The organism is Zhongshania aliphaticivorans, assembly GCF_902705875.1.
GTDB classification, from domain to species: Bacteria; Pseudomonadota; Gammaproteobacteria; order Pseudomonadales; family Spongiibacteraceae; genus Spongiibacter; species Spongiibacter aliphaticivorans_A.
Window position 1 is genome coordinate 254,762 of sequence record NZ_CACSIK010000001.1, and the last position, 12,572, is coordinate 267,333.

General features: G+C 44.4%; 10 protein-coding genes. 4 read left to right on the plus strand and 6 right to left on the minus strand.

The features are described from left to right. Positions 1-151 precede the first annotated feature (151 nt). Positions 152-2,017: a 3'-5' exonuclease gene (locus tag AELLOGFF_RS01225; RefSeq protein ID WP_159266953.1), complete on the plus strand. Its 1,866-nt coding sequence runs from the start codon at positions 152-154 to the stop codon at positions 2,015-2,017. A gap of 346 nt (positions 2,018-2,363) precedes the next feature. Here the strand turns inward: AELLOGFF_RS01225 and AELLOGFF_RS01230 are convergent, their stop codons facing one another. The 3 genes from AELLOGFF_RS01230 to AELLOGFF_RS01240 all read right to left on the minus strand — a co-directional run bounded on the left by AELLOGFF_RS01230 (position 2,364) and on the right by AELLOGFF_RS01240 (position 5,280). Then, a complete protein-coding gene (locus tag AELLOGFF_RS01230) occupies positions 2,364-3,707 on the minus strand; it encodes a hypothetical protein (protein WP_159266954.1) in 1,344 nt (447 codons plus the stop codon). A 99-nt stretch (positions 3,708-3,806) separates the two neighbouring features. Then, positions 3,807-5,042: a type II toxin-antitoxin system HipA family toxin gene (locus tag AELLOGFF_RS01235; protein WP_200842579.1), complete on the minus strand. Its 1,236-nt coding sequence runs from the start codon at positions 5,040-5,042 to the stop codon at positions 3,807-3,809. Beyond that, complete coding sequence (locus tag AELLOGFF_RS01240; protein WP_159266955.1) at positions 5,035-5,280, minus strand: helix-turn-helix domain-containing protein; 246 nt, start codon at positions 5,278-5,280, stop codon at positions 5,035-5,037. The genes AELLOGFF_RS01235 and AELLOGFF_RS01240 overlap by 8 nt, the downstream gene beginning before the upstream one ends. Before the next feature lie 493 nt (positions 5,281-5,773). Here AELLOGFF_RS01240 and AELLOGFF_RS01245 point away from each other — a divergent pair, with 493 nt between their 5' ends. The 3 genes from AELLOGFF_RS01245 to AELLOGFF_RS01255 all read left to right on the plus strand — a co-directional run bounded on the left by AELLOGFF_RS01245 (position 5,774) and on the right by AELLOGFF_RS01255 (position 6,997). After that, a complete protein-coding gene (locus tag AELLOGFF_RS01245) occupies positions 5,774-6,073 on the plus strand; it encodes a helix-turn-helix transcriptional regulator (RefSeq protein WP_159266956.1) in 300 nt (99 codons plus the stop codon). A gap of 147 nt (positions 6,074-6,220) precedes the next feature. Next, complete coding sequence (locus AELLOGFF_RS01250; protein ID WP_159266957.1) at positions 6,221-6,742, plus strand: MarR family transcriptional regulator; 522 nt, start codon at positions 6,221-6,223, stop codon at positions 6,740-6,742. Positions 6,743-6,748: 6 nt separating this feature from the next. Further along, on the plus strand, positions 6,749-6,997 hold the full coding sequence (locus tag AELLOGFF_RS01255; protein WP_159266958.1) for a hypothetical protein: 249 nt from the start codon (positions 6,749-6,751) through the stop codon (positions 6,995-6,997). Positions 6,998-7,109: 112 nt separating this feature from the next. Here the strand turns inward: AELLOGFF_RS01255 and AELLOGFF_RS01260 are convergent, their stop codons facing one another. From AELLOGFF_RS01260 to AELLOGFF_RS01270, 3 genes are all read right to left on the minus strand, one after another. Next, positions 7,110-9,671 (minus strand): AAA-like domain-containing protein, encoded by a 2,562-nt coding sequence (locus AELLOGFF_RS01260; RefSeq protein ID WP_159266959.1) that lies wholly within the window; start codon positions 9,669-9,671, stop codon positions 7,110-7,112. Between the two features lie 4 nt (positions 9,672-9,675). After that, on the minus strand, positions 9,676-11,145 hold the full coding sequence (locus AELLOGFF_RS01265) for a hypothetical protein (protein WP_159266960.1): 1,470 nt from the start codon (positions 11,143-11,145) through the stop codon (positions 9,676-9,678). 137 nt (positions 11,146-11,282) lie between these two features. Continuing rightward, positions 11,283-12,518: a ribonucleotide-diphosphate reductase subunit beta gene (locus AELLOGFF_RS01270; protein ID WP_159266961.1), complete on the minus strand. Its 1,236-nt coding sequence runs from the start codon at positions 12,516-12,518 to the stop codon at positions 11,283-11,285. Positions 12,519-12,572 lie beyond the last annotated feature (54 nt).

Below are 12,572 nucleotides of genomic sequence, written 5' to 3' on the forward strand. Positions count from 1 at the left end.
GTCGTCGCAGTTTATCTCCCTCACAAGTTTTCCAGCATCTTCATGTACACCTAGACGTTGTGTGATTGGCGCGTGAAATATATTTATAGGGTAGTTGGAGAAATTGGGGATAGCGTGTAAATTAGCGTTTTGCTGCACATAGGGATGTTACGTGGCGGTCATAATTCCTCCTATCTCCACTTGTTTGAGTCGAATGACATCGGGTGAGCGCCGATTTGCTAGGCGTCTAGAGAGTCTTTTAGAAGACGACTACCTTTGTTGGTATGACCTACCATTGGGTGATAAGCGTCGATACCCCGATTTTGTTATTTTGCACCCATCACGTGGCTTACTATTCTTGGAGGTCAAGGATTGGAAGCCTAGCACCCTCAAAAAGATGAATCACAGTGAATTTGAGTTACTAACCCCTAATGGTCGTAAAGTCGTGCCTAATCCGATGGAGCAGGCTAGGCAGTGCAGCTATGAAGTTCTTAAGGTTTTAGAGAGAGACCCTCAGTTACTACAGAAAAATGGCAAATATGGCGGGAAATTATGTTTTCCTTATGGTTGGGGCGTCGTATTTACTAATATCACTCGTAATGCATTTGATAAAGGGATTCCCGATGAGATACGTCAGCGAATCCTCCCAGGTCATCTAATGATTTGCAAAGATGAAATGACCGAAAATGCAGATGCCGAACAATTTCAGGAACGTCTCTGGAGTATGTTTAATTATCAATTTGGTGAGAAGCTTAGTCTTCCGCAAATAGATAGAATTCGGTGGCATCTATTTCCTGAAATCCGTATTGATCAAGGACAGTTAGATATATTTCAAGAAAATGAGGAGCAGGCTAGCTCTCCTGTGGAAAACCCCAATATTCCAGATATTCTACATATTATGGATTTGCAGCAGGAGCAATTGGCGCGAAGTCTTGGGGATGGCCACCGTGTTATTCATGGCGTGGCCGGTTCAGGTAAAACACTCATTCTTGGATATCGTTGCCTTCATCTCGCACAAGCATTGAATAAGCCCATATTGGTCTTGTGTTTTAATATCACTCTCGCAGCTCGGCTTCGTGGTTTTATGTATGCACGGGGAATCGACGACCGCGTTCAAATTTACCATTTTCATGATTGGTGTGGCGAAATGCTACGTAGCTATCATGTGGCAGTACCTAATGGTGATGCGCCGATATGGGAGCGACAAGTTGAAAGTGTCATCAATGGGGTAGAAAGCGGGAGTATTCCTCGTGGTCAGTATGGTGCGTTACTTATTGATGAGGGGCACGATTTCGAACCTGCTTGGTTACAGCTGGTGACGCAAATGGTTGACCCAGATACCGATTCACTTCTGCTTTTATATGATGATGCGCAAACAATTTACAGGAAAAAATCAGCGCTTAAATTTACATTATCTAGTGTGGGAATAAAGGCTCAGGGGCGTACTACAATTCTTCGCCTTAATTATCGGAATACGCGTGAAATTTTAGATTTTTCATATCGCTTTGCGAAACAATACTTTACACAGTCCGATGATCCAGATGTTCCATTGATCGAGCCGGAAGCGGCAGGTAAGTCTGGGAATCAGCCAGCGGTTAGAAAATTTAATAGTCTTGACGAAGAAATTAATTATTGTCTTCGTTGCATCGAGGCATGGAACAATAAAGGTAAAGAGTGGAATAAGATTGCCATATTGTATCCAGGTGGTTCGGTGGGGGAAAAGATGGCGTCGGCGCTTCAAGAAAGTGGAATACCGTTTTTACATTTAAAAAATAGTGCTAAGAAAAAAATGTATTCTGATACTGCTGAACTTATCAATATAATTCCAATACCCAGCAGCAAAGGGTTGGAGTTTGATACGGTTGTTATTCTTGATGGTAGCTTTTCTCCACGACGCGAAGATGGGGATGAAGATGGGTTGATCGAAGATGTGCGTCGACTTTATGTGGGCATGACTCGAGCGCAAACAGCGCTAATGGTCAGTTATCATCGAAATAATAAGTTAGCTCACAGCCTGGCTACAATTGGTGATGCCTAGTAAGTATTGGCGCGTGGAAATTTATACTAGAGATGATTTCGCTTCTCGTCTTATACGTGTATTTGCTGTAGTCATCGCGCTAAAGAAAATATTACTGGAAAGCCTCACTATTCACCTGTTTGGCTGAATTGTGCTTCGGCATGACACTGGAAACCCTGTAGAAAATTTTCTGGCCCAATGGTTTTGAACTGGGGTTTAATATTTCAGTATCACATCGGCAAAAAAGCTAAGTGTCGAGGGCGCGTGATTGCATGTTCACGGCCCTCATTGCTAGGCGTTTTTAAACTGAGCGGAATGCACAGTGTAAAAACAGCTAGCGGTTAGGATAAATCTGAACGACTGCTTATTATCGTTTATTGCAGGTAAACAGCATATTGACTTCACAGCGGTGTTCGCCTGACCCATTTTCTTTGCAGTTCTTTTTGGCCATGGTGCCGCTACCTTTTTCTAATCGACCATTTTGAGCGGCGCAGGAGCTAGCTGCTGCATTGTAGGCATTGGTTTCGGCCAAATTTAAGGCCTGATCATAAGCAAAGTGCATATCCGTGGTGCCGTAGGCTTCCAAGCTTACTTTTGTGTATTGCGTGCCTTTTACGGGCTCGCTCGTTGTGCGCGCCTCCTGTCGTTGTTGGCTTTTCTCAATGGCTTCTGTGGCGAGTACGGTGTTGCGCATTTCCTCGTTACGGGCGCGTTCTCTTCTTTCTGCAAAGTCCTTGTCCCAGCTGTTGGAGCCACCACTGCTAGAGCTTCCACTGCTAACGCTGCCGCCGTTAGAGCTACTACTACCGCCGTTAGAACGCCATTTGTGGCTCTGATAACTGTTATTGGCTCGGTCGCGATAGCGCTGGTGTAACTCGGAGTTAGCTTTTGCGGTAGCGGCGGTTTGGCTCATGACGCGGTTATACGTGGCGGCAAAGTGCTCGTTGCTCATTCGGGCGCTCTCGCGATTTCGCAACTCGAATGCGGCATTTCTTCGGCCGTTGTTTTCAAGCGCCTCAGCATATTTTCGCGCGCTGTAATCGTAGGAACCATCCACCTTTATTACCGCTTTAATATAGGCTTCGGGATCGGTCACAGGCGCTGTTAGGCGCGCCAAATCCGGCTCACCGTGGATGCTGTAGAGCCTGATATATTGCTTAACATAGGCATCGCCTCTTGATAAGTTTAGTAGAGCGCAGCCCCTTCTTGGGTCCAAGGTTTTCTGATAGACCTCAAACACCTGAGTGCCATCACCCACCACAAAGACACGCCGTGAGGTGATATGCATTTTGGGATGGTCATAGGTGTAGTCCCAATAAAAATCTTCTTCTCTCTGTTTCTGATATAAGATCCCATAGCGCTCTTCTAAGGCGCGAATCAGGCCATCATTCTTAGCATAGGCATTGAAATTTTCATTGGGCCATAGCTTGTATATGCTCAGGCAAGAGTAGTCTTCAAAGTGTCTTAGAGGTATTTCTCTGTTTGATGAATCACGAAAGGTGGTCCTCCGAGAATAGCCATTGGGCTCTTCAAGGGTGTACTGCCCTTGTTGGATTTTGGCTTCAAAGGCGTCTAGAAGAGCGTGCCCGTTAGCAAGCACAGCTTCCTCATCGGCTGCTGGGCTGCTGGCGTGAATAAGTGGGCCGCAGGCGCTGGTAAGTAGCACAGTAAGCAGTACTAACACGCTAAAGACTAATTTTGTCATTTTCATATAATTGAGTGTTCCTTGTGCTTCCCGTGGCGCCTGATTTGATGCCTTGATCACCTCCTTGCGGGCTGGGTGTTTCAGGTGTCAAATGGGCGACATTTTTTAAACTGCTAGTAAGCGTGTTATCGATTCGTAATCTGGATCACTGACCTTACACTCTGATGCGAAATCCTTCCATTGCTGAATGGCATCTATAATCTGGTCTGATATGTTTTTTACCGTAGTTTTGTCTAATCCGAATACTTTCCCGTGGTTTATGATTTCGCTGGGTTTTGGCGGATAGGGCGAGTATTGATAACCAGCAACATGATACGCCCCCGTTGTTAAGCTGGGCACTAAATCGTAGGCGGGCGATAGGCGATAACCACTGCCGTCATTGATCATTGAGAAATTGCGCTCGTGATCGTCGGTATTGTTGATCGCTCGATTAAACAGCATTTGCCGCAACAGCTGTTCTGCATCTTCACGAAAATGGGTGCTGTGTGATTGCAGTAATCTGTGAATGTCGTCGTATCGAAAGACACCCACGTCGTCCCGCTGGTAAGCGTCCTTGCGTAAGCCATTGATAGAAATAAGGTGACGCCGGTGGGAGCCAGAAATATCAAAGCGCTGCAGTAACAGCACATCGCGACCGCTTATATCTTCGATCAGTTCGCCGCCATAGACACGTAGACCGGCGGCTTTGGCCATCTTGAGACACGCTAGCTCAACGCGAGCGACGTTGAATTGATCGCTTCCTAGCCGGTTGAATTTGGCAAGAAAGGCGTCGTCACCCCGATAGACCAAGGATTTTGGGCGAGCGCCGCCAGCGCCGGATCCTTCGTTGGCTAGGTATATTAGATCTAGGGATTCGGCCGGAATTTCTTCAAATGATAAGGTATCAATTTGATGAGCAATTTTTTCAGCTTGAGCGAGTTCTTCCCAAGCAATACCTAATTGGTACAACGGCTGCTCGTTGACTGCGGTGAGTTCCAGTGCGCCAATTCGGCTGCGTCGTAAGGCGTTTAGACAGGCGATAGCACTATTGGCGTTCATCTTCTCGCCAGTCTTCTTCAGCACCGCATAACTAAGTACACGACGGCCCCAAGCGTCTGGTAGGTAGTCGTCAAGGAAGGCGGGCAGACCGCCGCGACATGCTATGGCGCGCTCTTTGGGTGACAACGGCAGGCAAATCGGATCAATGGCGATAGCGCTCGGTAGCTCAAGGTATTCAGGGCGATACCGAAAACCGACTTGTTCAACATGCCCGTGATCTTCAATGATCACAATGTCCGCGGCTTGGATTCGCCCAGTGCTTGGTAGGTCGATATGTAGCGCGTAGCGAGCTTTATCAATCATCGAATAAGGACGTCGGCATAACGAAGAGCTGGTTGAATTGCTCTTCCAGACCAAGAACTCTGGCGGCCTCATGGTAGTTGCCGAGTGACACCGACAATTTACCCTGTTCCATTTTTACTAGGGTTGAGACGCTGACGCCAATACGTGGCGCGAAACCGCGTACACCATCTTTTGGGAAGCGTTCTTTGCGGGCTGCGCTTAAGCGCTTGCCAAGCTCGGGTAGCGAAATTTGTTGCATAATAGTAGTGCAAACAATGAATTAATGGGGAATGTGGTAAAATAGTACAACTTATTGAGTTGTGGTGCTACCAGCCTGATATTCAATCACGCTAGTTTCAAAGAAGTTTTTCTCTTTGGGTGGCTGATAATTTCCTTTGCATTTGGTGTGCGCTGGGAATAGTTCTCTCTGAGCCGTATTGGCGTAAACGCGGGCTTTTGTCGTCGAGTTCAATATGGCTCAGTAGCAGGGTTAAGAATTTAGATATTAAAGTAGCCTATTTAATTGGGTTGATGCTATTTTTAGGATACTAAAGTATCTACTTTACTCGTGCTGCTCACTTTTTTGGCTACTATGATGGCCTGTTTGCTTGGCCAGAACAGTGCGGGGCTTTTTGTGAATACAGAGACAATATGTATGGTTCAAAAAGGTGTAGAGGCAGCAGTCATTCGGCAGCGTAAGCACGCCATTGATTGGGAAACGGCTGCACTCTCTGGTTTGAAGGGGTAACCTTATGAAGCTACTGAGTAACCCCACCGAGAAAAAACTGGAATTGCAGCGTCAGCTCGCCGACGGCGAACTTTCTCTAGGCCAAGCCGCCCGCAAAATGCGCAAAATTGTCGGCATGACGCAAGAGCAATACGCCAAAAATGTGTTGGGCATTGCGCCGCGGGTATTAATGGAATTAGAGCGAGACAAGGGCAACCCGACACTGGAAACCCTGAAGAAAATTGCTAGGCCTTTTGGTTTGGAAGTGGGTTTTATTATTCCTGTGTCGCGGAGGGTTAGTAAGGGTGGGGCGGGGGGTGGTTAGTCAAAGACCTTCGTCGGAGGGAATTTTTACTCCGCCTCTAAATTTTCATTTCTTGGGCTTGTTGAATAAGTACTTGACTAACTTTGGTTGCTTGATCTAGATTGTTTCCTATGTCGAAACAGGAAACAGCTTGAGCGGTGATCATAATTGGAGCTTAAACCACAAGATACCTTACTTGCCCTTAAATACTGGTCTTTAAATCGGGATGGCGATACCGCGAGCGTGCGTGATATTGCTGAGGCGCTTGGTATTAGTCCTAGTGAGGTGAGTAAGGCCACTAAGCGGCTCAAGGCCTCGCACTTAGTGGTGCAGCGATCTGCTGGTCTGTTTGTTGACGCAAACGCGCTACTGGAATGGCTGTGTTATGGGCTTCGTTATGCTTACCCTCAAGAGGTGGTGGGTTATGGGCGAGGGATGCCAACATCGTGGAACTGCCCGTTACTTAATAGCGATCTTAGCCCTCCGGCTCCCGCGCAAGTTTGGCCGGTTAGTGGTGGCTCAGTAGAGGGTGCGTGGGTTCGGCCAATTCATAACGCCGTGCCAATCGCCACTAGCAAAAATGACAGGCTGTATAAGGCGCTGGCTTTGGTAGAAGCTATTCGAGGCGGGAAGCCGCGAGAGCTTGCTATTGCTAGGGAGATGTTAACGCAACTGATCAAAGGGAATTGATAGTCGATGAAAGATCTTAACTTGCTGCAACTAGAGGCGGCCGCAAAAGCTTTAGGTGATTTGCTGCCACAGGTCACGTTTGTTGGTGGCAGTACAACCATATTATTGGTGGACGAGTCAGCGCGATTTGGCATTCGTAGAGCTGATGATGTAGATGTCATTATCGATGTAGCTACCCGAGTGGACTATCATCGCTTTTCTCAAAAATTACGTGATCGTGGTTTTCGTGACAAAGCCGCGATGTGCTGGAAATAAGTAAATTGTCCCGGGAGTTCTTTGGTCTTGTGGTTAGCGGGGCAAAAGGCAAGACCCGACCCCGTTTCCTCTCAAGACTTGACCCTCATGCGTTGAGTAGGATGACTAAGTATTATTCAACAATTATACATAGACCTGCTTTTATGGATTCCTGAACATACTTGAATTTTTTGGTTTCCATCCTCCCGTCTTCATATTTAACCTTTATTATATCATTTCGCCCATATTTCTTTTCTTCTCTTATAAATTGTTTAATGGGTTGATTGGAAATCAACATCCGCTCTGTGGTCCTCTTGATGTAAGGGAGATTGTCCTTGCCAGAGGGCGACAATGGGAGCCCGTCCTTCTCAATGTTCGAAATTATTTTCCTAATAGTCAGCGCTTCTTCTACTACTTTTGATTGCTCTTTTTGGGCATTCATTTTTAAAAAAAGTATGGTAAGCAGCTTAGCACCAATAGTTCCATGATTTAAACCATCAAGATTGATAATTAAGTTTGCATATTTAACAGCTTTATCATTTTCACTGTTAGATATCAACTTCGAAATTTCACGTTCAAATATTGCTACATCAACGTGATCAGTAGTTTCAATATAATTTTGAAAGCCTTTGAGATAGAAGTCTATTGCTGTTTCATCATTTGGATCGATGAAAGAAAGGTATTTGTTTCCTAAAAACACCGCTTCTGGAGTGCTGAACTTTCGGTCAAGCCCCTTGAGTTTGTTGAGGGCTAGCTTAGCTGTGTCAATTTCATTTGAATTAAGGCATAGCAATGAAATATCAAGAATTGCTTCAGCGCAGTTTGATATCTCATTGAAGCAATGATTTTGTATGATTGAAAATAGTTCATCTACTAGATCAATTTTCTTGGCTGTGTGCAGAGTAGTGATAAGATCTGCCAGCTTGGCTCCGCTTAGCTCTAGCCCTGATTTGAATCCTGCCTCATCCAGCTTTATCTCATTAAATTTTAGTGCCTCAATAATTTCTGGGAAGTGAGTCGCTATTGATTTTGAATTTAGGTTTATTGCTTCTATTAAAGGTGATACTGAATTTTTAGGTTCGGCCGCAGTTGCTGCTTTACAGAAATTAGCGTACGAATATTCAGGGTCTTCTTTTGAGAGAGTGGCTACATTGTAGTAAGCGCCTGAAATGGCTTGACTCTTTATAATTTCGCCTTGCTCATGTAAGTTTATGACGACTTTATTTAGTGATATAGCTTCATTTCTTGAGTCATCTTGACCACTTCTTACTAGAATGGCCGCTTTATTTATAAGTGCCTCATGGTAAAAAGGATTGTTTTTATCTGAAATTATTTCATTGAAATAATTAAGAGATTGCTCGTCTTTTTCGATTTTATAGTTACACATGCCTAAAGTATAAATTTGATCCATATATAAATCGCGATAACCTTTTTTATCGTAAAGGGCATCCGCCATTTCATTAATTGATTTTTGATAGTTGCCTAAGTGGAAGTTGCTAAGACCTAGCTTGTAAGATGCGGCCATAAATTCTTGGTCACCATCTTTGGCTTCAGATTTGACTTGTTTGTAAATTTCTATTGCGTCGCCATATCTTCTTTTTTCGAAATACTCTTCCGCTTTGTTAAAGGATAGTTTTTCTGCTCTATCTATATCCGCAAGCCATGTCTCATCCAGGGCGTGTTCTATGATTCTGTTTTTAATTCGAATATCGCCGTATTCGTAGTCTGATCCCAATATTCCGGCGAGATAAAGTCTGCTTTTGACTCTGTCGGAAAGAATGTCTGATTTGTCATAATTAATAGCGACAACTGCTTCACGTAGTTCTTTGTCGGCTCGCACTAACGCTCTTATATGGTCTACTGGCGGCTTGTTAAAACTCGTCAGGTAATTGTTAAATACAATTTCATCGACAGATTCGCCGCAAAGATTAAGTCCTTCGATTATATTGTCCTCGACCGCAGAGCAAATTTCCCATGTCAATCTAGGGTTTCCATTTGCCCAATAAAATATCCTATCTTTTACATCTCTAGATAATTCGATGTCGGCTTTTTTTAGAAGTTCTTCGAACTCTTTGTAATTAAAGTCTCCGAGTAGTATTTTTTGCCCTATATTGAAGGGCGATATGGATTTATCTTTTATTATTTCACTAGGTTCAGCAACCCCTGAAATGATATAGCTAAGTCTCTCGAATTCTTTGAAATTTATTCTTTCGAAATAAATACTTCTAACATGTGCGAATATTTTGTCGGAGTAATCTGCAGTTGTGAGTGAGTCAATCTCGTCAAGATTGATAATTAGTTTCCCTTGGATTTCCCCCAAAATTAGTCTTAGTTCTCTTACGTGCTCTCTTTGAGGGTTGGAGTTTAATTCTTCTCTCTTTTTGTGGATTTCATCAGTTATTTCACTTAGTTTTTCAGTATTTGTTTCTAATATTTTATCAATAATATTTCTGAAGCATTCCCTGTCTGAGCTGCTTCTGTTTGAAAGGTCAATGTAGCAAATGATGTCATTTTTTCCCTCCAGTGTTCTCTTGGCATTGATTAGGAGGTTCGTTTTTCCCATTTGTCGTGCAACTAATATGTAGCCAGGTCGCCCCATATCTTCGATCACTTCTCGCAGCTGTTTGTCGGCAAGGCGGTCAATGTACAAATTTTTAGGTATGATTGTGCTTGGTATTAGTTTTTTTTGCTTCATATTCCTATCGTACTCTCGAAATTAATTCTCTGAATTTGTTTTTTACGCTTCGTGGCGTCCCATTGAAATCGGCTGCTGTTAATGGATTTTCGTTTAAATTCAGATCTTTTGAAATTGTCATAATAAGTCGATCTATGTCTTTTTCGTTCCAGCGATTCCATTCCAGAATTTTGAACCGTTCGAAAGTTTTTATAAGCTCGGGGTCTAAATCGATATTCGGTTTGTAGATGGAGGACAAAACGATTCTGAAATTTTTTTGCTTCTCTATCGAAGAGATAATTATGTATATAAAATTTGAAAACTTCGAAAACATTTCTTGATCTGTAATTGGAATTTCTTCAATGAATAAAAGGTATGTCGATTCTCTGGTTAGATAATTAATTTCATTAATTATTCTCGAAAGACATTCATTTACTCCGATAACTTTTCCTAAGTCTTGCTTGTTTGATATCTCTATGTACGTTTCTTGTATTAGACTTTCGGGTGAGTGATCGATGTATCGACCAAGTGAGATAAATTGAGGGGTTTGTTTTTGAAGTGAGAACATTCTTGTGATTGACGCTGTCTTTCCTGTCCCTGATTCTCCGCAAACCCAGATGCTGTAGTTTTTTATCTGGTTTGAAAGTTCGATGTCAGCTTCTCTCTCGATATAGTAATTCTCATACTTTGGTTCATATCGATCGAAAAGAGAATCTCTGCTAATTAGTCCTGTCCTGTTTGATGTGAGGAGGTCGGAGTGCTTGCAAAAGTCAAATAGATATTGATGGGAAAGTGAATCTGTAGACGTTGGTTTTGAAATTGACGAGTGGTCGGTGTTTGGAACTAATACTCTTTTGGAGAAGTATCTTGCAGCCGAAATTTTTGGTACAACTCTTTTTCTGGAAAATGGAATTTTGAATGGGGCTTTGTTTTCGTATGCTTCCATACCTGAGATATCAATCTGTTTGCTTTCTAGTAAGGTAAGAAATCGATCGTCTAAATCATCTAGTATGCTGCTTCCCCAGCTTAGTTCTTTGGCTAGTTTGTTGTTGAATAGTGAGGCTAGCCATCCTAGGCTATTTGATAACTTGGAGCCGTAGGACGGTGAGGCGTATAGGCAAAGGCCAATTTTTTTTCCGATGAATGCATCGGAATTGGCTTCAATAATATATCGTGCGATTATCCCTCCGGTACTATGCCCAACAAATATAATATTTGTTTTCTCTATTGGTGCGGGATGGTTGTTGTTGCATGTTCGAGATAGCGCGCTAAAAACCTCAGTTGCGCAATTTTTAATGCCGTAATCGTTGGATTTTATCGAGGTGTAAAATTCCGCAAGATAAATGCTGGGTTTATTGAATCGGGGGTCTGCTTTTAGCAAGTCAGGCCAAAACACTCCTTCGCTCGTCGTCCAGCATTTCTCTGAATTTGAAAACAATCCGTGTATGTAAATAAAAACCGTATTTGATGAGTTGTATTCATGCCAGCCGTTCAACCGTAGATCCCTTTTGTCGGACTCTTTATCAAGAGAGTTTAGCTGATTGAGTTTACGCCCAGTGAATCCTTCCGGGCGCAGTCTCTAATTAGCGCTAAAATATTTCCTCTAGCGCGAATTAGGGGGATGGTTTTAACCTACCAACTCAACGCCCCACCAGTCTGATACTCAATAACCCGAGTCTCAAAAAAGTTCTTCTCTTTGCGCAAGTCCATGATTTCGCTCATCCATGGGAAGGGGTTTTGCGCGCCGGGGAATTGCTCTTTTAAGCCGAGTTGGCTTAGGCGACGGTTGGCGATGAATTGCAGGTATTCTTCCATCATGCCAGCGTTCATGCCGAGTACGCCGCGGGGCATGGAGTCTTTGGCGTATTCAATTTCTAGCTGCATGCCTTCTACGATCATTTGGGTCACTTCGCCTTGGAATTTTTCGCTCCAGAGGTGTGGGTTTTCCAATTTGATTTGGTTGATCATGTCGATGCCGAAGTTGAGGTGCATGGACTCGTCACGAAGGATGTATTGGAACTGTTCGGCGACGCCGGTCATTTTGTTGCGACGACCCATAGACAGTATTTGGGTGAAGCCACAGTAGAAGAAGATGCCTTCTGTTACGGCGTAAAAGCCGATCAGGTTGCGGAGCAGTTCTTGGTCTGTTTCTGGGGTGCCAGTGTGGAAGTTGGGGTCGCCCAGGGCTTGGGTGTGCTGCAGGCTCCACGCGGCTTTTTTGGCGATGGAGGGCAGTTCACGGTACATATTGAAGACTTCGGCCTCGTCCATGCCCAGTGACTCTACGCAGTATTGGTAGGCGTGGGTGTGAATGGCTTCTTCAAAGGCTTGGCGCAATAGGTATTGGCGGCACTCTGGGTTGGTGATGTGGCGATATACCGCCAGTACCAAGTTGTTGGCAACCAGAGAGTCGGCGGTTGAGAAGTAACCCAGCGAGCGCATGATGATGCGGCGTTCGTCGTCGGTTAGGCCTTCTGGGTTTTTCCAGCAGGCGATGTCGGCGGTCATGTTAACTTCTTGCGGCATCCAGTGGTTGGCGCAGCCGTCGAGGTATTTCTGCCATGCCCAATCGTATTTAAAAGGAACGAGTTGGTTTAAGTCGAGGTGGCAGTTAATGATGCGCTTATCTTCTACGCGCAGGCGTGCGGCGCCCATTTCCAGTTCTTCTAAACCGGCGGCAACGTCTAGGTGTTCGATGGCGCTGTTAGCTTTGTCGAGCACGGATTGGTCGGCAACGCTGGCGGCATCTTCTTGGTTCATGCTGTCTAGTGCTGCGCTGACAACGGGTTCCGCGGCAGGCTCTTGGGGCTTGGCTGCTGACGCAGGTGCGGGTGCTTCGTCTTTGTCGAATTCGTCCCAACTTAGCATGGTAAAACCTCTGTATTCTTGGTGTGTTGGTGTTTGTTTGTAAACGCTAGGCGT